The following is a 24,431-nucleotide window of genomic DNA, read 5'->3' as shown; positions in this document are numbered from 1 at the left end:
GAGACGCAGCCGGATTCGCGTTGACAATAATAATCATTATCATTCGCGTCTGTAAAGCCCTTTCCCGATTTTTTTACCGTTGACGTTGCGCGCGAATTCCCTGATGTTAAAGGGGATTTCATTCACTGAGTGCAAGGAGCTGCTTTATGAGTCAGGTTACTGTTCGTCACGCAACGCCCGAAGATGCCGCCGTTCTGACGCGTATCTATAGCCAGCCGGAAACCCAGGCGGGCACGCTGCATCTGCCGTATCAGTCACCGTCACTCTGGCAGGAGCGGCTCGCGAATCCCCGTCCCCATGTCACCATGCTGGTGGCCTGTATTGACGGGCAGGTTGTCGGTCAGCTGACGCTGGAAGTTATGGCGGTGGCACGCCGCCGTCACTGCGCCACTATCGGCATGGGCGTTGATCCGGCATTCCATCGGCGCGGCGTGGGTAAAGCGCTGATGGCGGCGATGGTGGATCTGTGCGACAACTGGCTGCAGGTCACGCGGATTGAACTGACGGTGTTTGCGGATAACCACCAGGCCATGGGTTTGTATCAGCAGTTTGGTTTTGAGATTGAAGGTACCGCCAGAGGTTTCGCGGTCCGCGACGGCCAGATGATCGATACGCACTACATGGCGCGTCTGAAAGGGAATGCGCGATGAATCGCGCCGCTACCGGCCGGTGCACGGTGAGGTAGCGGCGCAATTTATTGCGCGACGTTAATACCCGGCACTCAAATCATCCACCGAGCGTGGGTCGGACGCGCCGTAGCGCATGCCGTCCGGGCCAATCATGATGCTCTGCGTGCTGCCCATCGCCGGCAGCACTTTGACATGCTGACCTTTTGCTTCCAGCAGACGCAGCGTATCCGGGCTGAAGCCCTTCTCGACGCGCAGCTGATCCGGCAGCCACTGATGGTGGAAGCGCGGCGCATTGGTGGCTTCCGCCACGTTCATGCCGAAATCGATACTGTTCACCACCATTTGCAGCACCGTGGTGATAATCCGACTGCCGCCCGGGCTGCCGGTCACCAGCCAGGTTTTACCGTCTTTCGCTACAATGGTCGGCGACATTGATGACAGCGGACGTTTGGCCGGCTGAATCGCGTTCGCCTCACCGCCCACCAGACCATACACGTTTGGCGTGCCCGGCTTGGCGGAGAAGTCATCCATTTCATTGTTCATCAGAATGCCGCTGTTTCCGGCCACCACGCCGCTGCCAAAGTAGGTATTCAGCGTATAGGTCACCGCCACCGCGTTGCCGTCTTTATCCACCACCGAGAAGTGAGTGGTTTGATTGCTCTCGTACGGTGCCAGCTTGCCGGGCTTGATGTCGGCTGAGGGGCGCGCCTTGTTGACGTCAATCTGCTGGGCCAGCGTTTTGGCGTAGGCTTTGCTGGTCAGCGCCTGCTGCGGCACCTTAACGAAGTCGGGATCGCCGAGATACTCGGAGCGGTCGGCGTAGGCATATTTTTCCGCTTCGGCCATAACCTGCATCGCGTCCGCGCTGCCGAAGCCCCATTTCGCCAGGTCGAAGTTTTCCAGGATATTGAGGATCTGCACAATATGAATGCCGCCGGACGACGGTGGCGGCATGGAGAACACCTCGTAGCCACGGTAGCTGCCGCTTACCGGCTTGCGTTCCACTGCGCGGTAGGCCGCCAGATCCGCCTTGCCAATCAGTCCGCCGTGCTGCGCCATTTCGGCAGCGATCTCATCGGCAATTTTGCCTTTGTAGAACGCATCCGGCCCCTGCTGGGCAATCAGCTGCAGGCTGTGCGCGAGGTTTTTCTGCACCAGGCGATCGCCCTTCTGGTAAGGCTGACCGTCGGCTTTGTAGAAAATGGCGCGACTGTTGTCGTGGTTGATCAGGTTCTCTTTACCATAGGTAGCGAGATCGTCAGCCAGCGCATCGTTAACAATGATGCCGTCGCGCGCCAGCTTGATCGCCGGCGCCAGCAGCGTGCTGAGCGGCAGCGTGCCGTACTTTTGCGCCGCCAGGGCAAAACCGGCTACGGTGCCCGGCGTGCCGGAAGCCAGATGAGAAGTGAGTGATAACTTACTATCCGCGTTGCCCTGCTTATCAAGGAACATATCGCGCGAGGCACGCGCCGGCGCCATCTCGCGGAAATCAATGGCGGTGGTGCGGCCGGCAGCGGTGCGCAGCAGCATAAAGCCGCCGCCGCCCAGGTTGCCCGCTTGCGGGTGAGTGACCGCCAGCGCAAAGCCCACCGCAATCGCTGCATCTACCGCGTTACCCCCCTGTTTGAGGATATCGACGCCCACCCGGGTTGCCATGGCGTCCACTGATGCAACCATTCCGTGCTGCGCTTTCACCGGGTGAAAGGTGTCGCTGTCGACGCCATATGACACCGGCGGTGCGCTGGCTGGCGCTGCCTGCGCCCCCTGCACCACGGTAAAACTCATTAATAGCGCCCAGCCAAACTGGCGCACACCGTTATGTATCCTCATCCCGCCACCATCCTTTCAGTTGTTTACATTTGTTATTGATTGCTGCAAGTGTTTGCAAATACTGTAAAAAAGATAGCAGTTAAGCCAAATTAGGTGCACTCCTGGTTTTGGGGTTTGTGATATCGCATAAACTTATGGTTGCGGCGGTTGCTGCCGGGTGGCGAGCAACCTCACACAGCAGGCCGCACTGATGGAGGAACACCATGAAAAAATGGCTGATTGTTATCGCGGCACTGATGCCGCTGAGCGGCATGGCGAACATGCTGAACAACACTAACCAACCGAATCAACCCGGCTATAACCCAAGCCAGCAGCGGATGCAGACGCGCATGCAGATCCAGCAGCAGCAACAGCAGCAGCAGTTGCGTCAGGATCAGCAGCAGCAAAATCAGGAGATGCAGCGTAAGCTGCAGGAGCGGCGCGATAGCGCCCGGCAGCGCGTGATTCAGTCGCAGCCGGGCCAGCAGAACAGCAATGCGCAGACGCAGTACGGCAATTAACGGAAGTCCGGGCCGATAGCATCAATGCGATCGGTACAGATGGCATCCACGCCCCAGCTCAGCAGCTCGCGCGCCCGCGCGGGCTGATTCACGGTATACACCAGAATACGCAGACCGGCGGCTTTAAGCGCGGCGGTGCGTCCGGCGTCCAGCAAGCGATGATTTAAATGGATGGAGACGCAGTCGAGTGCGGCGGTCAGCGCCTGCCAGTCGTCGTGCCACTCATCCAGCAGCAGGCCGCGCGGCAGCTCCGGCGCGGCCTGCATCGCCGCTTCCAGCGCCGCGTACGAGAACGAGGACAGCAGCGGTGCCGTTTGTCCCTGCCACAGCGTTCGTGCGGCCAGCGCCACATCACGTCCGGTTTCCACCTCGGTACCGCTGCTGGGTTTGATCTCAATGTTGGCCATCATCTGATGCTGGCGGCAGCGCGCCGCCACCTCGCTCAGCAATGCCAGCGGTTCACCGTCAAATTCACGGCTAAACCAGCTGCCGGCATCCAGCTGCGCCAGCTGCTGCCACGGCAGATCGCCCGCCACGCCCCAGCCGTTGCTGGTGCGGTCCAGCGTGTCATCGTGCAGCAGGAAAATCTGCTTATCCTGTGACAGTTTGGCGTCGAATTCGATCATGGTATGACCGTAGTGCGCGCCGACATCAATCGCCGCCAGGGTGTTTTCCGGGGCCAGCTTGCCGCCGCCGCGATGCGCAACAATGTGCGGATAGGGCCAGTTTTTTACACTCATTCCAGACGCTTTCCATGGGTAGAATCGAAGAAGTGTAACGCATCTGGCGGCAGTTGTAGCCACAGGCTGCTGCCAGCCTGCGGCCGCTCGCTGTGCGGCAAACGCACCACCAGCCGCGTGTTGCCAATGTGGCCATGCGCAAGATTGTCCGCGCCGAGGATCTCCAGCGTATCCACCACCAGCGGCACACCGCCGGCCTCACGGCTGCTGAGCTGAATATGCTCGGGACGAATGCCGAGCGTCAGCGGACGGTTGGCCCATCGCGCTTTGCCGGCGCCGAGCGGCAGGCTGTTGAGCGCGTCGAGCGTAAAGCGCGAGCCATCGCTATTGATCTGACCGGGTAGCAGGTTCATCGCCGGCGCACCAATGAACGACGCAACAAACTGACTGGCCGGACGCTCATACACCTCCACCGGCGTGCCCACCTGCTCCACCACGCCTTTATTCATCACCATCACGCGCTGCGCCAGCGTCATGGCTTCAACCTGATCGTGCGTGACGTACAGGCTGGTGGTTTTCAGCCGGCGGTGCAGTTGCTGCAGCTCCAGACGCATCTGCACTCGCAGGCGCGCATCCAGGTTCGACAGCGGCTCATCAAACAGAAACACTGCCGGTTCCCGCACGATGGCGCGGCCCATGGCCACGCGCTGACGCTGGCCGCCGGAGAGCTCGCGCGGACGGCGCTGCAACAGGTGATCAAGCTCCAGACTGCGCGCCGCATCCATCACCCGCTGGGTAATCTGTTCCTTGCCCATGCCGCGGATCTTCAGGCCGTAAGCCATGTTTTCTCCCACCGTCATGTGCGGGTAGAGCGCGTAATTCTGGAATACCATGGCGATGCCGCGATCTTTCGGCTCCATGTCGGTGACGCGCCGATCATCGATGTAGATATCGCCCGACGTGACGCGCTCCAGCCCGGCCACCATGCGCAGCAGCGTCGATTTTCCACAGCCGGATGGGCCGACCATCACCATAAATTCACCGTCATTGATGGTGATGTTCAGCGGCTGAATGATTTGGTTTTTGCCGTCATACGATTTCGTAACGGTCTGAAGGGTTACCGCTGCCATCTATTTCTCACTCTCCACCAGGCCACGCACAAAAGCGCGCTGCATCACAAGCACCACCACCACCGGTGGGATCAGGGTTAATAACATCGCCGCCATCACTTCGTTCCACTGCGTCGGACCGCCGCTGGTGTTGATCATACTTTTCACCCCCGCCACGGCAGTGCTCAGGCCGGCATCGTTGATGATCAGCAGCGGCCACAGATACTGGTTCCAGCCGTAAATAAAGGTGATGACAAACAGCGCGGCGAGATTGGTTTTTGACAGCGGCAGCACGATATCCCAGAAAAAACGCATCGGACTGGCGCCGTCAATGCGCGCCGCTTCAATCAGCTCATCCGGCAGCGACATAAAAAACTGGCGGAACAGGAACGTGGCGGTCGCGGAGGCCATCAGCGGCAATGTCAGACCGCTGTAACTGTCCAGCATGTGCAGCGTGGAGATCACCTCCACCGTCGGGAAAATACGCACTTCTACCGGCAGCATCAGGGTGATAAAGATCAGCCAGAAAAACAGCGTGCGCAGCGGAAAGCGAAACCACACCAGCGCAAACGCCGAGAGCATCGACACCGTGATTTTGCCCACGGTGATGCCCAGCGCCATGATCAGGCTGTTCAGCATCATCAGGCCAAACGCCGCGCTGCCGTTGACGCCATCGCGCCAGATGTGGGTGATGTTGTCGATGAGATGCGGGCCCGGCACCAGCGTCATCGGCACCTGATACACCGCGTTGTTATCCAGCGTCGCGGCGACAAACGCCACGTACAGCGGGAACAGAATGGTCAGCACCCCCAGCGCCAGCAGCGTGTGGGCGAAGATATCCAGCCCGCGTCGGTTTTCAATCATTGGTATTGCACCTTACGCTCGACAAAGCGGAATTGCAGAATGGTCAGGCCGATAACCAGCAGCATCAGCACCACCGACTGCGCGGCGGACGACGAGAGATCGAGTCCGGTGAAGCCTTCGCGATAGATTTTGTAGATCAGCGTGGTGGTGGCCTGGACCGGCCCGCCGCCGGTAGCGGCATCGATCACCGGGAAGGTGTCGAAAAAGGCGTAAACCAGATTCACCACCAGCAGGAAAAAGCTGACCGGCGTAATCAGCGGCAGCGACAGATGAAAGAAACGGCGCACCGGTCCGGCACCGTCAATCGCCGCGGCTTCCACCAGCGATTTAGGAATGGACTGCAGCGCGGCAAAGAAAAACAGGAAGTTGTAGCTCATTTGCTGCCAGATCGACGCAAGTACAATCAGGAACATCGCCTGACCGCTGTTCTGCGCATAGTTCCAGTTGTAGCCAAACTGGTTCAGCAGATGGCTGAACAGCCCCAGCCCCGGATTGAACAGAAACATCCACAGCACTGCCGCAACCACCGGCGCTACCGCATACGGCAGCAGCAGCAGCGTCTGATAGAGCTTTTTCAGCCGGATAACGTAATCCACCAGCGCCGCCAGCAGCAGCGAGAATGTCATGCCGCATACCGTCACCAGCGCGCTAAACACGAGGGTGGTCCAGAACGAATCAAGGTAGTAGTCGTCACTGAACAGGCGGCGGAAGTTATTAAGGCCAACAAAGGTGCTGGAGATGCCAAACGGATCGATGCTTTGCAGCGAGTACCACAGCGCCTCTCCGGCGGGCCAGAGAAAAAAGATCGCGGTGATCGCCAGCTGCGGGGCCACCAGCAGATACGGCAACAAACGGGCGCGGAAAACCGGACGTGATGATGAGGACATAGCAGGCTCGTCAGAAAGAGACAGCGGGACGGACTTACCCGTCCATCCCGCCATTACGGAATTACTTCACTTGCTGTTCAAAGCGACGCAGCAGTTCGTTGCCGCGTTTCACCGCGTTGTCCAGCGCTGCCTGTGGCGACTGTTTGCCGGTCCACACGCCTTCCAGCTCTTCGTCGACGATGGTACGAATCTGCGGCATGTTACCCAGACGCATCCCTTTGGTGAACGGCAGCGGATCTTTATTCAGCATCTGCCGCGTGGCGATGTCGGCGCCCGGGTTTTTGTCATAGAAGCCCTGCTGTTTGGTCAGCTCATAAGCCGCGGTGGTGATCGGCAGATAACCGGTTTTCTGGTGCCATTCTGCCGCGATATCCGGCTGGGCGAGGAACTTCATGAACTCCGCCGCGCCTTTGTAAGTCGCTGCATCTTTGCCTTTCATCACCCACAGGCTGGCGCCACCGATAATGGCGTTCTGCGGTGCGTTCGGCACGGTGTCATCGTACGGCATCATGCCCACGCCAAAGTTGAATTTGGCGTAATGCTTAATGTCGGCCAGCGAACCGGATGAGGCGGTGGTGATACCGCAGTCGCCGTTGTAGAACTTGGACGTCGACTCATCTTTACGGCCAAAGTAGGTGAAATCACCTTTCTTATTCATCTCTTCCAGCAGCTGGATGTGGCGCACCTGCACGGGTTTGTTGAACTCCAGCACCGCGTCGGTACCGTCAAAGCCGTTGTTTTTGGTGGCAACCGGCAGGCCATGCCAGGCGCTGAAGTTTTCGATCTGAATCCAGCCCTGCCAGCCGCTGGCATAGCCGCAGCTCATGCCGGCTTTACGCAGCGCGGCGGCATCCTGCGCCAGCGCCTGCCAGGTTTTCGGTGGCTGATCCGGGTTAAGACCGGCTTTTTTGAACGCGTCTTTGTTGTAGTACAGCACCGGCGTGGAGCTGTTAAACGGCTGTGAGATCAGCTGGCCGTTGCTGTCGCTGTAGTAACCGGCAACCGCAGGAACAAACTGTTTCGGGTCCATCGGCACGCCGGCGTCTTTAAACACTTCATGCACCGGCACGATGGCTTTAGAGGCCATCATGGTGGCGGTGCCCACTTCGTAAACCTGCAGAATGGCCGGTGCCTTACCGCTGCGCACCGCAGCGATACCCGCGGCCAGGCTCTGCTCGTAGTTGCCTTTGTAGGTCGGAACGATTTTGTAATCCGGGTGAGCCTGGTTAAAACGCTGTGCCAGAGAATCGACTTCTTTGCCTAACTCGCCTTCCATTGAGTGCCAGAAAGGGATTTCGGTAGCAGCCAGCGCATTACCGCTGATCGCCAGACCGAGCAGCAGACTCATCAGGCGGGGACGAAGCGTAAAAGCGGACATAAGGGTTTCCTGTGCTTGTGGCGCGCGCGATATCACGCATTTTTTGTTCGCGAAGTAACATGACACGGGGAAATGACGGAAAAATAACAGGATTATGACGGGAATATGACGGGGTTAGTGCGCGCTGATGCCCTCACCCCGGCCCTCTCCCACAGGGAGAGGGAGATGAAAGGCCGTGCGCGCTGATGCCCTCACCCCGGCCCTCTCCCACAGGGAGGGGGGCTAAAAGGCGGTGCGCTGATGCCTTCTTCTGCAGGGCGAGAGAAGTCCGGGAGGATGTCAGGATAGCAACCTGGCCTGAAAAACGCTGCCGTACGGTTCCCTCTCCCGCGTGCGGGAGAGGGTTAGGGTGAGGGCAAATCACCGCACCAACGTCATGACCAAAGCCAGGTCAGGCGCCTAAATACGCGCTTCTCACCGCTTCATTGGATAACAACGCTTCACCGCTATCCTCCAGCACCACGTGACCATTCTCCAGCACGTAGCCGCGATCGGCCAGCTTCAGCGCCTGGTTGGCGTTCTGCTCGACGAGGAAGATGGTCATGCCCTCTTTACGCAGCTGTTCGATGGTGTCGAAAATCTGCTGGATAATGATCGGCGCCAGACCCAGCGACGGCTCGTCCAGCAGCAGCAGGCGCGGCTGGCTCATGAGCGCGCGGCCAATCGCCAGCATCTGCTGCTCACCGCCGGACATGGTGCCGGCGCGCTGCACTTTGCGCTCCGCCAGCCGGGGGAACAGCTGATAAACGCGCTCAATGCGCTCCTGATACTGCTGACGCGTCGCGAAAAAGCCGCCCATCGCCAGGTTCTCTTCCACCGTCATGCGCGAAAATACGCGCCGGCCTTCCGGTACGATGGCAATCGCTTCACGCATGATTTTTGCCGTCTGCCAGTCGGTAATGGTTTTACCATCAAAGGTGATGGTGCCGCTGGTGGCGCGCGGTTCGCCACACAGCGTACCGAGCAGCGTGGTTTTACCCGCGCCGTTCGCGCCAATCAGCGTCACGATTTCGCCCTGACTGATGTGCAGATTAATGTTATGCAGTGCCTGGATCGGGCCATAGTGCGCGCTGACGCCCTGCAAAGTTAAAATCGGGTTCGCCATGTTACGCCTCACCTAAATAAGCACGGATCACATCCGGGTTGTTACGCACTTCTTCCGGCGTACCGTTGGCCAGCGGCGTTCCCTGATTCACCACATAAATGCGATCAGAAATGCCCATCACCAGCTTCATATCGTGTTCAATCAGCAGCACCGTCACCTTGTGTTCGCCGCGCAGTTCAGCGATCAGCTCATCCAGCTCGTGCGTTTCGCGCGGGTTGAGGCCGGCGGCCGGTTCGTCGAGCATCAGGATTTCCGGACGCGTCACCATGCAGCGGGCGATCTCCAGCCGGCGCTGCTGGCCGTAAGCCAGATTGCCGGCCTGGCGGTTAGCCAGCTCCAGCAGGCCAATGCGCTCCAGCCAGCTGGCCGCGCGGTCCAGCGCTTCGCTCTCGCCACGCCGGAACGCCGGGGTTTTAAACAGCCCGGAGAACACGCCGCTTTTCAAATGCTGATGCTGCGCCACCAGCAGGTTTTCAATCACCGTCATCTCACGGAACAGGCGCACGTGCTGGAAAGTTCGCACCACGCCCATGCGCGCAATCTTCTGCCCCGGCAGGCCCTGCAATGGCTGATCGCGCAGTTCGATGGTGCCGCCCGTTGGCTTATAGAAACCGGTCAGGCAGTTGAATACCGTGGTTTTCCCCGCCCCGTTCGGGCCAATCAGCGAGACGATCTCCTGCGGATGCAGTTCCAGCGCCACGTTGTTGACGGCCAGCAGGCCGCCGAAGCGCATCATCAGGCCTTCAACGGCTAATAAAGGCTGACTCATGCCTGCTCTCCTTGTTTTGCCTGTTTCAGCTTCAGGTGCGGACGCTTCATCGGCAGCAGCCCCTGCGGACGCCAGATCATCATCAGCACCATCAACCCACCGAGCACCAGCATGCTGTACTCGTTCAAATCACGCATCAGCTCGCGCGACACCACCAGCAGAATCGCGGCCAGGATCACCGCCAGCTGCGAACCCATGCCGCCCAGCACCACAATCGCCAGCACAAACGCGGACTCGACAAAGGTAAAAGATTCCGGGCTGACAAAGCCCTGACGCGCGGCAAACAGCGTACCGGCGAAACCGGCGAACACCGCGCTGATGGTAAAGGCCGTCAGCTTGATGCGCGTTGGGCTGAGACCGAGCGAACGGCAGGCGATCTCATCTTCACGCAGCGCTTCCCACGCACGCCCCAGCGGCATGCGCAGCAGACGATTGATGACGAACAGCGTCAGCACCACCAGCAGCAGCGCCACCAGATAAAGGAAAATCACGCGGTGATTGGGATCGTACGCCAGGCCTGTCAGATCGTGGAAGGTGGTCCAGCCGCCTTCACTGACGCGCCGGCCAAATTCAATACCAAACAGGCTCGGCTTGGGAATCTGCGCGATTCCATTGGGACCGCCAGTGATTGATGTGCTGTTCAGCAGCAGAATACGCACGATCTCACCAAAGCCGAGCGTCACAATCGCCAGATAGTCACCGCGCAGCCGCAGCACCGGGAAGCCCAGCAGCAGGCCAAAGGCACCGGCGACAATACCCGCCAGCGGCAGACTCTCCCAGAAGCCAAAGCCGTAATAGTGATTCAGCAGCGCAAAGGTATAAGCACCGATGGCGTAAAAGCCGCCGTAGCCCAGCACCAGCAGGCCGGACAGGCCCACTACCACATTCAGGCCGAGGCCGAGCATCACGTAGATCAGCGTCAGGGTGGCGATATCCACGCTGCCGCGCGACACGAAGAAGGGCCAGGCGACGGCGGCAACAATCACCAGCAGCATCAGCAGTTTTTGCTTTGGTGTCGAACCGTCAAAACCCGGCAGCACCAGCCCTTTGCCACTGCGTTTGAGCTTGCCCTGCAACAGCGGACGCAGCAGCTGGAATACAAACACCACTGCGCAGCCGAGGAAGATCCAGTTCCAGCGCACGGCGCCTGCATTCGCCACCACCAGTTTGGTACCGTCGAGATCGAGGCGCATGCCCATAAAGAAGCTGGCGAGCACCAGCAGCATCACCGTGGAGACCACGGCGTTAACCAGACCGAGGCGTTTCATACTTTCTCCACCTCCGGACGGCCCAGGATACCGGTTGGCATCACCAGCAGCACCACGATCAGCAGCGCGAATGACACCACGTCTTTATATTCGGTCGACAGATAGGCTGACGTCAGCGCTTCCGCAATGCCCAGCACCAGGCCGCCAATCATTGCGCCCGGAATGCTGCCGATGCCGCCCAGTACCGCCGCGGTAAAGGCTTTCATGCCGGCCATAAAGCCGATGAACGGGTTAATGGAGCCGTAAAACTGCCCCAGTAGCACGCCAGCCACGGCCGCCATCGCTGCGCCGATCACAAAGGTCAGTGAGATCACGCGGTCGGTGTTGATGCCCAGCAGGCTGGCCATTTTCAGGTCTTCAGCGCAGGCACGGCAGGCGCGGCCCATGCGCGAATAACGAATGAACAGGGTCAGCGCCAGCATCGCGAGGAAGGTGACGACCCAGATAACCAGCTGCATGGTGGTGAGCGTGGCGGCAAAGCCGTTGCTCTCACCCAGCGTCCACTGGCCGGTGATCAGGCTGGGCAGCGCCAGATCGCGCGAGCCCTGCGTCAGGCTGACGTAGTTCTGCAGAAAGATCGACATACCAATCGCCGAGATCAGCGCGATCAGGCGTTTGGAGGAGCGCACTGGCTTATACGCCACGCGCTCAATGCTCCAGCCGTAGGCGCTGGAGATAATCACCGCCATCACGAACCCGGCGGCAATCATCAGCCACGAGGTGTCGATACCCATCATCATCAGGGCGGCAATCACGATAAAGGAGACATAACTGCCGATCATGTACACCTCGCCGTGGGCGAAGTTGATCATGCCGATGATGCCATAAACCATGGTGTAACCGATGGCGATCAGCGCGTAGGTGCTCCCGAGGGTGACCCCGTTGAACATCTGCTGAATGAAATAGAGAAACTGCTCGGACATAGTGAGGACCTGCATGTAAACGGGAAATCCCCGGTGCGTTCGGCACCGGGTTAGGGTGAGAGCACCGCGTCGCAGCGCCTCATTCAGCGCGCGTGCGCGGTGCCGCACCCTGCCCTCGCCCATCAGGAGAGGGACAATTCAGGAGCGTGCTTACTTAACTGCGGTAGAAGAACCGTCTTTGTGCCATTTGAAGACGCCAAATTCGAAGCCCTTCAGATCGCCCTTCTGGTCCCAGCTCAGGTTACCCATCACGGTGGGCACCGGCGCACCCTCTTTCAGGTTTTTAGCAATCGCATCAGGCTCATCGCTTTTGCTGCGCTCAATGCCCGCCACCAGTGACTGAATAGCCGCATAGGTGGTCCAGACGAACGGGCCGGTTGGATCTTTGCGGTTTGATGCGCTGTTGGCTTTGATCGCGTCCACAATCGCTTTGTTGTCTGGCAGCTGGTCGTAGCGCTTCGGCAGCGTCACGTACAGGCCTTCAGAGGCGTCACCCGCGATGTTAGACAGGGAAGCGTTGCCGACCCCTTCTGGTCCCATAAAGCCGGCTTTCAGACCGGCGGTTTTGGCCTGACGCAGAATCTGGCCCAGCTCCGGGTAGTAACCGCCGTAGTAAACGAAGTCGACGTTCTCTTTCTTCAGGCGCGCAATCAGCGTGGAGAAGTCTTTATCGCCAGCGGTGATCCCTTCGAACAGCACCACGTTGCCGCCTTTCGCCTTCAGGGTCTTCTGCACGGATTCCGCCAGGCCCTGACCGTACTGCTGCTTGTCATGCACCACGGCAATACGTTTTGGTTTGATCTGATCGAGGATGTAGTTGGCTGCGGTCGGGCCCTGATCGGAATCCAGACCGGTGGTACGCATCACGTCGGCATAGCCGCGCGCGGTCAGTTCAGGCGCGGTAGCCGCCGGGGTGATCATCAGAATGCCTTCATCGTTATAAATGTCTGATGCTGGCTGAGTGGAGGAGGAGCACAGGTGGCCGATAACGTATTTGATACCGTCATTGACCACTTTGTTGGCCACCGCAACCGCCTGTTTCGGGTCACAGGCGTCGTCATATTCTACGCCGACCAGCTTGTCGCCGTTTACGCCGCCTTTGGCGTTGATGTCCTTGATCGCCTGGGCCGCACCGGTGAACTGCATGTCACCGTACTGCGCCACCGGGCCGGTTGCCGCACCGACAATCGCAATTTTGATGTCTTTCGCCAGTACCGCATGGCTCATCGCCAGCGCTACGCAACCCGCCAGTAATGCGCGTCCTTTACTCATTTTCATGCGAACTTCCCCATCTGTTGTGTCGTGTCTGTTGTGATTGGTTATTTATCTGCCAGTCAAAGAGCAAAACTGATTTGAGAATAATGAGTTAGCGCTCTTTTCTGGCATTTTTTGTTAAGAAGGCTTTATTTTTCAGGTTATTAAACAGGAACTTTCTTCTGTAAATCAACTGACATATTCAGTAAAAGCTGACGGGAACAGCAGATTACTCTGGTTTTTATGGCCGGTTTTTCACCACCAGGCCAGCGCGTTATGCTGGCTTTTTCAGCGATCGATGCTGGCTTACTCCACAATCCTGGCAAAGTGGCTGGCATTTGACCTCTTTTCATCGCAAAAAAGTGACAGCGCTCTGACTGTCTAAATTCGCTACACTAAGGCCTTTCTGCCAGTACAGGTAAGGGTTATGAAGCTCACTATTCAGCGCATCAACACGCTGACGCCGCAGGATCGACTGGATTTAGCCAAAGTCTGGCCGCAGCAGGATATCGCGCAGCTGGAAGCCAGCCTCAGTGAAGCGCAGCGGCTGTATGCGGCGCGCTTTAACGATCGCCTGCTTGGGGCGCTGCGGCTGGAGATTCGCGGCACGCTGGGCAAGATTACGCAGCTGGAAGTGCGTGAAGTCACGCGGCGGCGCGGCGTAGGGCAATATCTGCTGGAAGAGACGATAGCGCAGAACAGCGCGCTGGATCACTGGTGGGTTGCCGATGACGGCGAAGACGATCAGCGCGTGCGCGCGGCGTTTATGCAGGCGTGTGGCTTTCGCGCGCAGAGCGACGGGTGGGTGCGTTAAGCGGCGAATTTACGCCGTGCAGAGCGGTGCGCATGAATACGTATGTGGCGCAGGAGCGTGATTAACGGTGCGCATGAATGCGCACCCTACGGGGATTGCGAACGAGCGTACAGATTGCGTGGGATCGTGATTAACGATGCCTATGAATGCGCGTCCTGAAGAGTCGCCATTCATGGCGACCGTGCTGTAATCCGCACAGGTCATAAGTCATCGCAGGTTATTGCGCGCATAAAAAAGGGCGACCCGGTGGTCGCCCCATTTATCTGTCAGCCGTTAATCAGGCTTCAATCGCCATACGCAGTTTCTTCATGGCGTTCTTTTCCAGCTGACGCACGCGCTCGGCAGACACACCGTACTGGTCGGCCAGCTCCTGCAGCGTGGTTTTGTTGTCATCATCCAGCCAGCGAGCACGGATAATGTGCTGGCTACGCTCATCAAGGCTCAGCATTGCATCGCTCAGCTTGTCAGCAGCGTGCGCATCCCAGTTATCCTCTTCAATGCCGTCGGCAAAGTCAGAGGTTTTATCCTGCAGATACAGCACCGGTGCCATCGGCTTGCCTTCGCCCGCATCGTCATCAGATGACATGTCGAAGGTCATATCCTGGGCCGCCATGCGCGACTCCATTTCCAGCACGTCTTTGCTGCTGACACCCAGCTCGCGCGCCACCATTTCGACTTCATCCTGATTGAACCAGCCGAGACGCTGCTTGGTTTTACGCAGGTTAAAGAACAGTTTGCGCTGTGCTTTGGTGGTGGCAACTTTCACGATACGCCAGTTACGCAGCACGTACTCGTGAATCTCCGCTTTGATCCAGTGCACGGCAAACGACACCAGACGCACCCCGACTTCCGGGTTGAAGCGACGCACCGCCTTCATCAGGCCGATGTTACCTTCCTGGATCAGGTCCGCCTGCGGCAGGCCGTAACCGGAATAGTTACGAGCGATATGAACAACAAAGCGCAGGTGAGACAGGATCAGCGTCTTAGCTGCATCCAGATCGCCCTGGTAATGCAGCCGCTCAGCCAGTGCTTTTTCCTCTTCTGCCGTTAATACCGGCCAGTTGTTAGCAGCCCGGACGTAAGATTCCAGGTTGCCCAGAGGAGCAATCGCTAAAGTTTGCATTTCTTTGGTCATTCAAACCCTCACAAATTCAATGGACTTGCTGCTCGTTTCCCTGCGCAGCCGTTACATTATGTCAACGACGCGTGAAAACCAAAAGCAATCTGTGCTACTTGGACGTCAAAGTTATCCACAAGTTCAATTATAGCAGTGAATATTTTACACACAGATGACGGCGGGGGAAATCGGAGAAATCCTCTGCTCCCAGGTCGTCGGCAGCAGAGGAAGAGTATATCAAAAAATCGTTGCTATGGGTTACTGCGGCGTAAAACGACGTAAATGTTGCACCGTTGCCAGCCACGCGGCAATCCAGCCGATGATGGCCGTGATTAACAGCAGCAGCAGACCTTCATCCCATGAAAAGCCCTCCAGCGCGAAGCTGGTGCCGAAGACGGAGGCGACCTGCGCCACCACCGACTGCAGGCGCAGTACCAGCACTTCCGACAGAATCAGCGACAGCACCGCACCGCTGAAACCTAGCAGCGCGCCGCCGTAGAGGAAAGGCCGCAGAATAAAGCCATCGGTCGCGCCAATCAGCTTCTGTACGTTGATGGTGTCACGCCGGGCAAAAATGCTCAGGCGCACGCTGTTGCCAATCACCAGGAACACCGCCACCACCATCAGCAGGCCGATCATTGACGCCACCTGCCCCACCAACCCGGTGAGTGCGGCTAAACGCGCAAACCAGCTGTCATCCATGCGCACTTCATCCACGCCCTGCACTTTCGCCACGCGATCGCGCAGATTGGCCATGGTATCGGAGTTCTGGAAGTTCAGCTTCGGCGTGATGATCGCCACCGCCGGCAGCGGGTTCTGCTCCAGCATATCCATCGCACCACCAAAGCCGGACCAGTTGCGGAACTCGCTTTGCGCCTCTTCACGCGTCAGGTAGTTCACCTTGTCCACGCCATCGAGCTTTTTCAGCTCGGCGGTCACGTTCTCTGCCGCCGTGTCATCCAGCGCTTTGTCGAGGTAAACCGTCAGCTGCGGCGCCGGGTACCACTGTGCGGCGGCCTGGCTGACGTTTTTCCACACCATGTAGCACACGCTGGGCAGCGTCAGCGAAATCGCGATCACCATTACCGTCAGCAGCGTCGCCAGCGGCTGACGATACATGTCGGACAGGGTACCGCGCCACGCGTAGCGCCACTGCTCCTGCCAGCCGCCCTTCAGCGCTTTGCTCTTTGACGGCTGCTTCGCCGCTTTCGGCGCAGCCGGACGCTTGTTACGTTTATTGACCATCGTGGCCTCCGTGCAGACGTCCCTGATTAAGCGTCATCACGCGATAATTGCGGCGTGCGATCAGCCCGATGTCGTGCGTCGCCATCAGTACCGTAACGCCCACGCGGTTGAACTCTTCAAACAGGCGCAAAATATCTTCCGACAGCGCGTTATCGAGGTTACCGGTCGGTTCATCCGCCAGTAGCACGGCCGGTTTATTCACTACCGCGCGGGCAATGCCGACGCGCTGCTGTTCACCGCCAGAGAGCTGAATCGGATAACTTTTTGCTTTGTCGAGCAGGCCGACTTTGTCCAGCGCCGCCGACACGCGACGGCGAATATCCTCGCCGCTGGCCCCGGAAATAATCAGCGGAATCGCTACGTTGTCGTAGACCGAACGATCCATCAGCAAATGGTGATCCTGGAAAATCATGCCGATCTGGCGGCGCAGGAAAGGCACTTCGCTGTGACGCAGCCGGGAAATATCGTGACCGCTGAACCAGATTTGCCCGGCGCTCGGGCGCTCAATGCCACAAATCAGCTTCAGTAAGGTACTTTTCCCCGCGCCTGAGTGGCCGGTCAGAAACGCCATCTCACCGGGACGCAAATGGAAATCCACGCCCTGCAGCGCCTGGCGTCCTCCCAGATAAGCCTTACTGACCTCTTCAAAGCGAATCATGCCAATTATTCCTCTCGGGCAAACAGTGCCTCAATAAAGTCGGCGGCCTTAAACGGCCGTAAATCTTCGATGCCTTCCCCGACACCGATATAACGAATCGGAATGCCAAACTGATCGGCCACCGAGAAGATCACGCCACCTTTTGCGGTGCCGTCGAGCTTGGTCAGGGTGATACCGGTCAGGCCGACCGCTTCGTGGAACAGCTTCGCCTGGCTGATGGCGTTCTGGCCGGTGCTGGCGTCAATCGTCAGCATCACCTCATGCGGTGCCTCTTCGTCCAGCTTCTTCATCACGCGGGTGATTTTTTTTAGCTCTTCCATCAGGTGCGCTTTGTTCTGCAGGCGGCCAGCGGTATCGGCGATCAGCACGTCAACGTGGCGCGATTTCGCCGCCTGGATGGCGTCAAAAATAACCGACGCAGAATCCGCGCCCGTATGCTGCGCGACCACCGGAATATTGTTGCGCTGGCCCCAGACCTGCAGCTGCTCTACCGCCGCCGCGCGGAAGGTGTCACCCGCCGCCAGCATGACGGACTTGCCCTGCGCCTGATACTGACGCGCCAGCTTACCGATGGTGGTGGTTTTACCCACGCCGTTAACGCCGACCATCAGGATAACGAACGGTGTTTTGCCCGCCACGTCCAGCGGGGCATCAACCTTTTCCAGAATGCCGGCCATTTCAGCCTTCAGCAGGCCATACAGCGCTTCGGCATCGCGCAGCTGCTTACGGCTGGCCTGTTGCGTCAGGCTGGTGATGATGCGGCGCGTGGTTTCCACGCCGACATCGGCGATCAGCAACTGCTCCTCCAGCTCTTCAAACAGCTCGTCATCGATTTTTTTGCCGCGGAACAGGCTGATAAAGCCGGATCCGAGGTTTTCACGCGTTTTGACCAGGCTGCGTTTCAGGCGGGCAAAGAAGCCCTCTTTGGTGGGGCGCTCCTGCTCCTGAGCCACAATCGGCGCGGCCGCCAGCGGCAGATCGCTCACGGTGTCTGTCGCCACGCGCTCTTCAGCCGCGTCTTCGGCGTAGGTTTCCGCTAACGCCAGCGCTTCCAGTTCTTCATCGCTCAGCGGTGCGTCTGCGTCCTCTGCGTCCTCTGGCTGAGGCTCCTCAGAGAAAACCGGTGCTTCAATAATCAGTTCTTCAGCCTGCGGCTCCTCTTCAACCGGCATCAGCTCCGGCTGCGGATGATCTTCCGGCAGTAACTCTTCTTCAATCGCGCTGACGGCAGCGGTTTCTGCGTCATCAGCGTTAGCATCGGATTCGGCTGCGGTTTCTGCTTCCGCAACGGGATGCGTTTCAGCGTCGGCGTGAACCGACGATTCGGCCTGCTGTTCTGCCACCTGCTCAGTGACGATCACGGTTTCGGCGGCCTGCGCTTCGGCGCTTGCTAACGCGCTCTCTTCAGCGGCGGGTGCCGGTTGATCGGTCGGCTGCTGCTGCGCCTGCTCTTCCGCTGGCTGCTGCTCTTCTTTGCCAAAGCCCAGCCAGGAAAAAAAGCCGCGTTTTTTCTCTTTTGCCATTGTGTGACCACACTCCTCGATGGCTTATTCCCGGTAGCACGCTGTTCCCAGGGGATAAAAAATTCACTTTTTCGCGCGTGAGCGGCGTAAAAATCAGGCAATTACGTCCGCTTTATCAACTTAGTAGTCTAACACTTTCCTGCCAGCGCACCACAGCACCCTTTTTTAACGTTTCTTCTGCCTGCTACGCCCGTTAAACTACGCAACAAATTATGACGAGTTGTGAGCGAAATGAGTAAATCCCCCCGCAACAGCGGCGCGGCAGGCCAGATTCGCCTGATTGGCGGACAGTGGCGCGGCCGCAAATTGCCGGTGCCGGACAGCGCCGGCCTGCGCCCGACCACCGATCGCGTGCGTGAAACGCTATTCAACTGGCTGGCGCCGGATATCCAGCAGGCGCGCTGCCTCGATTGCTATGCCGGCAGCGGCGCGCTGGGCTTAGAAGCGCTATCGCGCTATGCCGCCTCCGCGATCCTGCTGGAACTGGAACGTCACGTGGCGCAGCAGCTGACGCAAAACCTGCACACGCTGCGCGCCAGTAACGCCAGCGTCGTCCAGACCAATACGCTGCAGTGGCTAAGCCAGCCTGGCGAGCCATTCGACGTGGTGTTTGTTGATCCGCCGTTCCGCAAAGGCCTGCTGCAGGAGACACTAACGCTGCTGGAGAACAATGGCTGGCTCGCCGCCCACGCGCTGATTTATGTTGAGAGCGAAGTGGAGCACGGCACCCCGCTGGCACCGGCTAACTGGGATCTGTATCGCGAGAAGATTGCCGGTCAGGTGGCCTATCGCCTCTATCAACGCCAACAGGAGACCGATGATGTGGCTTAATCTGGGACGTTTGCTGATGATTTGCGTCTGGGCATTTCTGCTGCTTAACCTGGTGCACCCCTTCCCGACGCCGCTGCGCTACTTTGTCCATGTTGCGCTGTTCTTTATGGTGGTGATGCACGGCCTGCAGCTGGTGCTGCTGCGTGCCACGCAACCAAAGGAAGCGCCAAAGCTGAGCCGCGCCACGCAGGCGAAAATCTTCTTCTTTGGCGTATTTGAACTGCTGGCGTGGCAGAAAAAGCACTATCCGTCGTAACTCAAGACAGCGCGCGCGGCTTCAGCCCCGTGCGCTTTAGTGCCTATTGCGCCGGGGTAAAGCTGACAAAGCGCGTGCCCTGCATTTTCAGCTCGCCCTTCACGCCTTTGTCCATCTGGTGATAATCGCTGGCGCTGACGTTGACCTTAAAATCACCGGCGCCGTTCAGCGGATGGAACCAGGCTTCATACTTCATCTCTTCCGCCACAATCTCTTCGCGCTGACGCGAACGGCGATTGGGGGCCGGAAACTCTCGCTTGGTTTTCACTTCCACACTCATTGAGCGCACCGGTGAAGCGTCGTTGACCGCGGCTTCGCGGCGCTGCTTGATAAACTGACGGGTTGCCAGGATGGCAATTACAGCCAGGACGATAAAAAAGATTAGCGGTGGTTTGCTCATGTTTTCTCTCGCACTTTACGTCGGGGGTTAACAGATAAAAGACGCCAAAGCATACAACCAGAGTTGCCCGATTGTCACATTTGCCGCCAGTAACTTAAACTGAGATCGCGATTTTGGGAAAATTCATCAATGTGGGCGACACGTTCACAAAAGGGAGAAAAAATGCTTTGGTCTTTCCTTGCAGTCCTTTTTTCCGGTTGGCTGTATGTCGATGCCTCCTACCGCGGCCCGCAGTGGCAGCGCTGGCTGTTCAAACCCGTTACGCTGCTGTTGCTGGTTGCCTGGGCGTGGCAGGCTCCCACGCTTAACACCACCGACTACCTGATTCTGGCTGGCCTGGTCGCCACGCTGGTGGGCGATGCGTTAACCCTGCTGCCGCGTCAGCAGATGCTGTATGCGCTCGGCGCCTTTTTCCTTTCGCATCTGCTGTACACCATCAGCTTTGCCGCGCACATGACCATGAGCTTCTTCTGGCCGATTCCGCTCACCTTCCTGGTGATTGGTATCATCGCGATCGCCATTATCTGGTCAAAACTGGATACGCTGCGCTGGCCGATCTGTACGCTGATTGGCATGACGCTGGTGATGAACTGGATGGCGGCGGAAAACTACTTCTTCCGTCCGACCGATTACAGCTTCTCGCTGCTAGTGGGGGCCGTGCTACTGTTGCTGGCTAATATCGTGTGGTTTATCTCGCACTATCGCCGCCGCTTCAGCGCTGACAGCGCCATCGTTGCCGCCTGCTACTTCGCCGGTCACTTCATGATTGTGCGTTCACTGTGGCTGTACTGAAAAAAGTGACCTCACCGCTTGACTCTGGAGTCCACTCCAGAGTGTAGCATGCAGACTGCGGGCATCGGCCCGCTTCTGCAACCGGAGGTCACATGCATCAACATGCCCACTCTTGCCGCTGTGGCAAATCACACCGTCAACCAAAACCGCTGTGCGCGGTACGCAGCGTTCAGCCTGCATCCCTGAAGATTTCCGCCGCGCAGCCGGTGGCCGCGTCCAGTGATTGCGGCTGCTGCACCAGCAATGACGACAGTCCCGGCGGCGGCGACGCCGACAGCGACAGGCGCGCATCCGCGTCCTATCAGTTCCGCTGGCAGATTGCCGGCATGGACTGCCCGAGCTGCGCCCGCAAAATCGAAACCGCCGTGCAAAAGCTGCCGCAGGTCGCCAGCGCGCGGGTGATATTCGCCAGTGAAAATCTGCTGGTGGAGGCGCACAGCGATATTCGTCCGGCTATCGAACAGGCCGTTAACCACGCCGGCTTTAGCCTGAAATCCACTGAGAACCCCGCACCGGCGGCGCGCCGCTGGCGCGATAATGCCTCGCTCATACTGCTCACGCTGTTGATGATCGCCAGCTGGCTGCTGAGCCAGCTCACGCCGCTGTGGGGCGATCGCCTGTTTGTGCTTACCACGCTGGTCGGTCTGGTGCCGGTAGCCCGCAGCGCGTGGCAGGCCATACGCAGCGGCTCACCGTTCAGCATTGAAACCCTGATGACCCTCGCCGCCGCGGGCGCGCTGGTGATTGGCGCCCATGCCGAAGCTGCCATGGTGCTGCTGCTATTCCAGCTGGGAGAACGGCTGGAAGCCTATGCCGCCGCGCGGGCGCGCCGTGGCGTCACCGCGCTGATGGCGCTGCGTCCGGACACCGCCACGCGCGTCAATGGCACACAGCGTGAGCAGGTAGCACTGGCGGCGCTCCAGCCCGGCGATGTGATTGAAGTGGCAGCAGGCGGTCGTCTGCCCGCCGATGCCGAGCTGCTGCACGCCAGCGCCAGCTTTGATGAAAGCGCGCTGACCGGCGAATCGCTACCGGTGGCCCATCAGCCGGGCGATGCCGTGATGGCAGGCGCCACCAGCGTGGATCGGCTGGTGACGCTGCGCGTGACCTCACAGCCGGGCCACAGCGCTATCGACCGCATTCTGCAGCTGATTGAAGAGGCCGAAAGTCACCGCGCGCCGGTGGAGCGTTTTATCGATCGCTTCAGCCGCCTGTACACGCCGGCCATCATGCTGCTGGCACTGCTGGTGATGGTGCTGCCGCCGCTGCTCGGATTCGGCGCCTGGCTGCCATGGATCTACAAAGGGCTGACGCTGCTGCTGATTGGCTGTCCGTGCGCGCTGGTGATCTCCACGCCTGCCGCTATCACTTCCGGCCTGGCGGCGGCGGCTCGCCAGGGCGCGCTGATTAAAGGCGGCGCGGCGCTCGAACGCCTCAGCCGGGTGCAGGCGCTGGCGTTTGATAAAACCGGCACCCTGACCGCCGGTAAACCGCAGGTCACCGACGTAAAGCCGTTTGGCGCGGATGCACAGCAACAGCTGCTCAGCCTTGCGGCCGCCATTGAGCAGGGCTCCGGCCATCCGCTGGCGCGGGCGATAGTGGCGGAAGCACAGCGCCAGCAGCAGGTGATTCCGCCGGCGCAGCATCAGCTAACGCTGGCCGGCAGCGGCATTCGCGCGCAGATCAACGGCGTGATGCATCAACTGCTGGCACCGCGTGATGCGGCAGCGCTGAGTGACGCGCAGCAGCAACAGATTGCACAGCTGGAGGCACAGGGCAAAACCGTGGTGGTGCTGTTGCGCGAAGCACAGCCGATCGGGCTGCTGGCGCTGCAGGATTTGCTGCGCGAGGAGGCGCGCAGTGCGCTGGCGGCGCTGCAGGCGCTGGGAATTCGCAGCGTGATGCTGACCGGCGATAACCCGCGCGCCGCCGCCGCGATTGCCGCCGAACTCGGCATCAGCTATCGCGCCGGTCTGTTGCCTGCGGATAAGGTAGCCGCCGTGCGTGAACTGGGCGAACAGCAGCCGCTGGCGATGGTCGGCGATGGCATCAACGATGCGCCAGCCATGAAGGCCGCGACGCTGGGGATTGCCATGGGCAGCGGCACTGATGTGGCGCTGGAAGCGGCCGATGCGGCTCTGACGCAAAATAACCTGGCGATTCTGCCGCGCACCGTGCAGCTGGCACGCCGCACGCGCGCCATTATCCGTCAGAATATTGCGCTGGCGCTGGGGCTGAAGGCGATTTTCCTCGTCACCACGCTGCTCGGCTTTACCGGCCTGTGGCTGGCGGTGCTGGCCGATTCCGGTGCCACCGCGCTGGTCACCGCCAACGCGCTGCGCCTGCTGCGTCAGCGCTGAGGCGGGCGGATGCCGCGATCAGGCATCCGCGCCTTTCTGGATCAGATACTGGTACGGCAGGCTCTCGGTCTGCTGTGCCAGCAGCTGATGCTCCATAAAGCGGCAGAAGCCGGGAATATCACGCGTGGTCGCCGGATCGTCGGCGATGATCAGCAACGTTTCGCCCGCCTGCATGGTACGCACGGTTTTGCGCACCATCATCACCGGCTCCGGGCAGCGCAGCCCAAGCGCATCAAGCGTATGGTCCGCAGCGGAAAAAGGATCGCTCATGATTCTCTGTCTTTATTCAGGGTGGGCGCTCATTCTAACGCGCTACAGCGCGCGCGCAAGGCGAGAACGATTGCGTTAAAATTAACCATTGCATTTGTTGCGCAACACGCTAAGATGCCGTCCGATTTTTTAATGTTACTGCCAATTCCTCAAAATAATTCAGGTTTTAGGAAGGCGGCAAGCCTGCTCACCCCAGGAGCTTACTGAAGTAAGTGACTGGGGTGAGCAGGCGCAGCCAACGCACATAAAACCTGAAGTATGAAGAGGATGGGTTCCCTCACCCCATTTTTAAAAAAGGCCTTTATGATCAACTTCTCTGCTCGTCAGCGCATGCATGCGCTATTCTGGCTGTCGCTGTTTCACCTGCTGGTGATTACCTCCAGTAACTATCTGGTGCAGCTGCCGGTCGCGATTTTCGGTTTCCACACCACCTGGGGTGCGTTTAGCTTCCCGTTTATTTTTCTCGCCACCGATCTCACCGTGCGTATTTTTGGCGCACCGCTGGCACGGCGCATTATCCTTGCGGTGATGATTCCGGCGCTGTTTATCTCCTACATCGTGTCGTGCGTGTTTTATCAGGGCGCGTGGCAGGGCTGGGCCTCGCTGCAGGAGGTCAATCTGTTCGTGGCGCGTATCGCCTGCGCCAGCTTTATGGCCTATGCGCTGGGGCAAATCCTTGATGTGCACGTGTTTAACCGCCTGCGTAAACTGCCGCAGTGGTGGATTGCGCCTGCCTGTGCCATGTTCCTCGGCAATATCAGCGATACGCTGGCCTTCTTCTTTATCGCCTTTTATAAGAGTCCGGACCCGTTCATGGCCAGTCACTGGGTGGAGATCGCACTGGTGGATTACAGCTTCAAAGTGCTGATCTGCATGGTTTTCTTCCTGCCTGCTTACGGTGTTCTGCTCAATGCGGCACTTAAGCGCCTGGCGGAACGTTCGGCTCAGCGCCAGATGAATTTCGGCTAA

General features: G+C 59.0%; 25 protein-coding genes. 8 read left to right on the top strand and 17 right to left on the bottom strand.

Annotated elements, in window-relative coordinates; genetic code table 11:
* Nucleotides 1-146 precede the first annotated feature (146 nt).
* Nucleotides 147-650, top strand: a complete 504-nt coding sequence (locus tag C1Y42_RS15580) for a GNAT family N-acetyltransferase (protein WP_058770006.1) — start codon at nt 147-149, stop codon at nt 648-650.
* Between the two features lie 57 nt (nt 651-707).
* On the opposite strand, the gene ggt is transcribed toward C1Y42_RS15580, so the two are convergent.
* Nucleotides 708-2,459, bottom strand: coding sequence for a gamma-glutamyltransferase (ggt, locus tag C1Y42_RS15575; RefSeq protein ID WP_021507998.1), 1,752 nt, complete (start codon nt 2,457-2,459; stop codon nt 708-710).
* Nucleotides 2,460-2,662: 203 nt separating this feature from the next.
* Here ggt and C1Y42_RS15570 point away from each other — a divergent pair, with 203 nt between their 5' ends.
* Entirely contained in the window at nt 2,663-2,959 is a 297-nt protein-coding gene (locus C1Y42_RS15570; protein ID WP_058780901.1) for a DUF2756 domain-containing protein, read from the top strand.
* Here C1Y42_RS15570 and ugpQ read toward each other — a convergent pair.
* From ugpQ to C1Y42_RS15520, 10 genes are all read right to left on the bottom strand, one after another.
* Nucleotides 2,956-3,699 carry a glycerophosphodiester phosphodiesterase gene (gene ugpQ, locus C1Y42_RS15565; RefSeq protein ID WP_021508000.1) on the bottom strand — a complete coding sequence of 248 codons (744 nt, stop codon included), beginning with the start codon at nt 3,697-3,699 and terminating at the stop codon, nt 2,956-2,958. The genes C1Y42_RS15570 and ugpQ overlap by 4 nt on opposite strands.
* Complete coding sequence (locus tag C1Y42_RS15560; protein ID WP_021508001.1) at nt 3,696-4,769, bottom strand: sn-glycerol-3-phosphate import ATP-binding protein UgpC; 1,074 nt, start codon at nt 4,767-4,769, stop codon at nt 3,696-3,698. Before C1Y42_RS15560 ends, ugpQ begins: the two co-directional genes overlap by 4 nt.
* Nucleotides 4,770-5,612, bottom strand: coding sequence for a sn-glycerol-3-phosphate ABC transporter permease UgpE (ugpE, locus tag C1Y42_RS15555; protein WP_021508002.1), 843 nt, complete (start codon nt 5,610-5,612; stop codon nt 4,770-4,772). It lies immediately after the preceding gene.
* Nucleotides 5,609-6,499: a sn-glycerol-3-phosphate ABC transporter permease UgpA gene (gene ugpA / locus C1Y42_RS15550; protein ID WP_104093905.1), complete on the bottom strand. Its 891-nt coding sequence runs from the start codon at nt 6,497-6,499 to the stop codon at nt 5,609-5,611. Before ugpA ends, ugpE begins: the two co-directional genes overlap by 4 nt.
* Before the next feature lie 61 nt (nt 6,500-6,560).
* Complete coding sequence (gene ugpB, locus C1Y42_RS15545; protein ID WP_058757579.1) at nt 6,561-7,877, bottom strand: sn-glycerol-3-phosphate ABC transporter substrate-binding protein UgpB; 1,317 nt, start codon at nt 7,875-7,877, stop codon at nt 6,561-6,563.
* 391 nt (nt 7,878-8,268) lie between these two features.
* Complete coding sequence (livF, locus tag C1Y42_RS15540; protein ID WP_010615896.1) at nt 8,269-8,982, bottom strand: high-affinity branched-chain amino acid ABC transporter ATP-binding protein LivF; 714 nt, start codon at nt 8,980-8,982, stop codon at nt 8,269-8,271.
* 1 nt (nt 8,983) lies between these two features.
* Complete coding sequence (gene livG / locus C1Y42_RS15535; protein ID WP_104093904.1) at nt 8,984-9,751, bottom strand: high-affinity branched-chain amino acid ABC transporter ATP-binding protein LivG; 768 nt, start codon at nt 9,749-9,751, stop codon at nt 8,984-8,986.
* Nucleotides 9,748-11,019, bottom strand: a complete 1,272-nt coding sequence (locus C1Y42_RS15530; protein WP_058780903.1) for a high-affinity branched-chain amino acid ABC transporter permease LivM — start codon at nt 11,017-11,019, stop codon at nt 9,748-9,750. Before C1Y42_RS15530 ends, livG begins: the two co-directional genes overlap by 4 nt.
* Nucleotides 11,016-11,942 carry a high-affinity branched-chain amino acid ABC transporter permease LivH gene (gene livH, locus C1Y42_RS15525; protein ID WP_010615899.1) on the bottom strand — a complete coding sequence of 309 codons (927 nt, stop codon included), beginning with the start codon at nt 11,940-11,942 and terminating at the stop codon, nt 11,016-11,018. The genes C1Y42_RS15530 and livH overlap by 4 nt, the downstream gene beginning before the upstream one ends.
* A 150-nt stretch (nt 11,943-12,092) precedes the next feature.
* On the bottom strand, nt 12,093-13,220 hold the full coding sequence (locus tag C1Y42_RS15520) for a branched-chain amino acid ABC transporter substrate-binding protein (protein WP_021508007.1): 1,128 nt from the start codon (nt 13,218-13,220) through the stop codon (nt 12,093-12,095).
* Between the two features lie 403 nt (nt 13,221-13,623).
* On the opposite strand from C1Y42_RS15520, the gene panM reads away from it, so the two are divergent.
* Nucleotides 13,624-14,010, top strand: coding sequence for an aspartate 1-decarboxylase autocleavage activator PanM (gene panM, locus C1Y42_RS15515; RefSeq protein ID WP_058770001.1), 387 nt, complete (start codon nt 13,624-13,626; stop codon nt 14,008-14,010).
* A gap of 277 nt (nt 14,011-14,287) precedes the next feature.
* On the opposite strand, the gene rpoH is transcribed toward panM, so the two are convergent.
* The 4 genes from rpoH to ftsY form a co-directional block, all read right to left on the bottom strand.
* A complete protein-coding gene (gene rpoH / locus C1Y42_RS15510) occupies nt 14,288-15,145 on the bottom strand; it encodes an RNA polymerase sigma factor RpoH (RefSeq protein WP_021508009.1) in 858 nt (285 codons plus the stop codon).
* A 240-nt stretch (nt 15,146-15,385) separates the two neighbouring features.
* Complete coding sequence (ftsX, locus tag C1Y42_RS15505; protein WP_104093903.1) at nt 15,386-16,372, bottom strand: permease-like cell division protein FtsX; 987 nt, start codon at nt 16,370-16,372, stop codon at nt 15,386-15,388.
* Nucleotides 16,362-17,030 carry a cell division ATP-binding protein FtsE gene (gene ftsE, locus C1Y42_RS15500; protein ID WP_021508011.1) on the bottom strand — a complete coding sequence of 223 codons (669 nt, stop codon included), beginning with the start codon at nt 17,028-17,030 and terminating at the stop codon, nt 16,362-16,364. The genes ftsX and ftsE overlap by 11 nt, the downstream gene beginning before the upstream one ends.
* Nucleotides 17,031-17,035: 5 nt before the next feature.
* Complete coding sequence (gene ftsY / locus C1Y42_RS15495) at nt 17,036-18,553, bottom strand: signal recognition particle-docking protein FtsY (protein ID WP_104093902.1); 1,518 nt, start codon at nt 18,551-18,553, stop codon at nt 17,036-17,038.
* A gap of 231 nt (nt 18,554-18,784) precedes the next feature.
* On the opposite strand from ftsY, the gene rsmD reads away from it, so the two are divergent.
* A complete protein-coding gene (rsmD, locus tag C1Y42_RS15490; protein ID WP_104093901.1) occupies nt 18,785-19,384 on the top strand; it encodes a 16S rRNA (guanine(966)-N(2))-methyltransferase in 600 nt (199 codons plus the stop codon).
* Nucleotides 19,374-19,640: a DUF1145 family protein gene (locus C1Y42_RS15485; RefSeq protein ID WP_021313674.1), complete on the top strand. Its 267-nt coding sequence runs from the start codon at nt 19,374-19,376 to the stop codon at nt 19,638-19,640. Before rsmD ends, C1Y42_RS15485 begins: the two co-directional genes overlap by 11 nt.
* A gap of 43 nt (nt 19,641-19,683) precedes the next feature.
* Here the strand turns inward: C1Y42_RS15485 and C1Y42_RS15480 are convergent, their stop codons facing one another.
* Nucleotides 19,684-20,040 (bottom strand): DUF2500 domain-containing protein, encoded by a 357-nt coding sequence (locus C1Y42_RS15480; RefSeq protein WP_021508014.1) that lies wholly within the window; start codon nt 20,038-20,040, stop codon nt 19,684-19,686.
* A gap of 162 nt (nt 20,041-20,202) precedes the next feature.
* Here C1Y42_RS15480 and C1Y42_RS15475 point away from each other — a divergent pair, with 162 nt between their 5' ends.
* On the top strand, nt 20,203-20,832 hold the full coding sequence (locus C1Y42_RS15475) for a lysoplasmalogenase (protein ID WP_104093900.1): 630 nt from the start codon (nt 20,203-20,205) through the stop codon (nt 20,830-20,832).
* A 92-nt stretch (nt 20,833-20,924) separates the two neighbouring features.
* Nucleotides 20,925-23,192, top strand: a complete 2,268-nt coding sequence (locus C1Y42_RS15470; protein ID WP_104093899.1) for a zinc/cadmium/mercury/lead-transporting ATPase — start codon at nt 20,925-20,927, stop codon at nt 23,190-23,192.
* Nucleotides 23,193-23,210: 18 nt separating this feature from the next.
* On the opposite strand, the gene tusA is transcribed toward C1Y42_RS15470, so the two are convergent.
* Nucleotides 23,211-23,462, bottom strand: coding sequence for a sulfurtransferase TusA (gene tusA, locus C1Y42_RS15465; RefSeq protein ID WP_021508017.1), 252 nt, complete (start codon nt 23,460-23,462; stop codon nt 23,211-23,213).
* A 303-nt stretch (nt 23,463-23,765) separates the two neighbouring features.
* Here tusA and C1Y42_RS15460 point away from each other — a divergent pair, with 303 nt between their 5' ends.
* Nucleotides 23,766-24,431: a 7-cyano-7-deazaguanine/7-aminomethyl-7-deazaguanine transporter gene (locus C1Y42_RS15460; protein WP_021508018.1), complete on the top strand. Its 666-nt coding sequence runs from the start codon at nt 23,766-23,768 to the stop codon at nt 24,429-24,431.

The sequence above is a fragment of the Pantoea sp. ICBG 985 genome (genome assembly GCF_002928365.1).
Lineage (GTDB): Bacteria > Pseudomonadota > Gammaproteobacteria > Enterobacterales > Enterobacteriaceae > Pantoea > Pantoea dispersa.
This window is presented reverse-complemented; position numbering and strand designations above follow the sequence as displayed.

Coding starts and splice junctions, on each gene's coding strand:
- C1Y42_RS15580 (WP_058770006.1), top strand. CDS start 147: ATGAGTCAGGTTACTGTTCGTCACGCAACGCCCGAAGATGCCGCCGTT.
- ggt (WP_021507998.1), bottom strand. CDS start 2,459: ATGAGGATACATAACGGTGTGCGCCAGTTTGGCTGGGCGCTATTAATG.
- C1Y42_RS15570 (WP_058780901.1), top strand. CDS start 2,663: ATGAAAAAATGGCTGATTGTTATCGCGGCACTGATGCCGCTGAGCGGC.
- ugpQ (WP_021508000.1), bottom strand. CDS start 3,699: ATGAGTGTAAAAAACTGGCCCTATCCGCACATTGTTGCGCATCGCGGC.
- C1Y42_RS15560 (WP_021508001.1), bottom strand. CDS start 4,769: ATGGCAGCGGTAACCCTTCAGACCGTTACGAAATCGTATGACGGCAAA.
- ugpE (WP_021508002.1), bottom strand. CDS start 5,612: ATGATTGAAAACCGACGCGGGCTGGATATCTTCGCCCACACGCTGCTG.
- ugpA (WP_104093905.1), bottom strand. CDS start 6,499: ATGTCCTCATCATCACGTCCGGTTTTCCGCGCCCGTTTGTTGCCGTAT.
- ugpB (WP_058757579.1), bottom strand. CDS start 7,877: ATGTCCGCTTTTACGCTTCGTCCCCGCCTGATGAGTCTGCTGCTCGGT.
- livF (WP_010615896.1), bottom strand. CDS start 8,982: ATGGCGAACCCGATTTTAACTTTGCAGGGCGTCAGCGCGCACTATGGC.
- livG (WP_104093904.1), bottom strand. CDS start 9,751: ATGAGTCAGCCTTTATTAGCCGTTGAAGGCCTGATGATGCGCTTCGGC.
- C1Y42_RS15530 (WP_058780903.1), bottom strand. CDS start 11,019: ATGAAACGCCTCGGTCTGGTTAACGCCGTGGTCTCCACGGTGATGCTG.
- livH (WP_010615899.1), bottom strand. CDS start 11,942: ATGTCCGAGCAGTTTCTCTATTTCATTCAGCAGATGTTCAACGGGGTC.
- C1Y42_RS15520 (WP_021508007.1), bottom strand. CDS start 13,220: ATGAAAATGAGTAAAGGACGCGCATTACTGGCGGGTTGCGTAGCGCTG.
- panM (WP_058770001.1), top strand. CDS start 13,624: ATGAAGCTCACTATTCAGCGCATCAACACGCTGACGCCGCAGGATCGA.
- rpoH (WP_021508009.1), bottom strand. CDS start 15,145: ATGACCAAAGAAATGCAAACTTTAGCGATTGCTCCTCTGGGCAACCTG.
- ftsX (WP_104093903.1), bottom strand. CDS start 16,372: ATGGTCAATAAACGTAACAAGCGTCCGGCTGCGCCGAAAGCGGCGAAG.
- ftsE (WP_021508011.1), bottom strand. CDS start 17,030: ATGATTCGCTTTGAAGAGGTCAGTAAGGCTTATCTGGGAGGACGCCAG.
- ftsY (WP_104093902.1), bottom strand. CDS start 18,553: ATGGCAAAAGAGAAAAAACGCGGCTTTTTTTCCTGGCTGGGCTTTGGC.
- rsmD (WP_104093901.1), top strand. CDS start 18,785: ATGAGTAAATCCCCCCGCAACAGCGGCGCGGCAGGCCAGATTCGCCTG.
- C1Y42_RS15485 (WP_021313674.1), top strand. CDS start 19,374: ATGTGGCTTAATCTGGGACGTTTGCTGATGATTTGCGTCTGGGCATTT.
- C1Y42_RS15480 (WP_021508014.1), bottom strand. CDS start 20,040: ATGAGCAAACCACCGCTAATCTTTTTTATCGTCCTGGCTGTAATTGCC.
- C1Y42_RS15475 (WP_104093900.1), top strand. CDS start 20,203: ATGCTTTGGTCTTTCCTTGCAGTCCTTTTTTCCGGTTGGCTGTATGTC.
- C1Y42_RS15470 (WP_104093899.1), top strand. CDS start 20,925: ATGCATCAACATGCCCACTCTTGCCGCTGTGGCAAATCACACCGTCAA.
- tusA (WP_021508017.1), bottom strand. CDS start 23,462: ATGAGCGATCCTTTTTCCGCTGCGGACCATACGCTTGATGCGCTTGGG.
- C1Y42_RS15460 (WP_021508018.1), top strand. CDS start 23,766: ATGATCAACTTCTCTGCTCGTCAGCGCATGCATGCGCTATTCTGGCTG.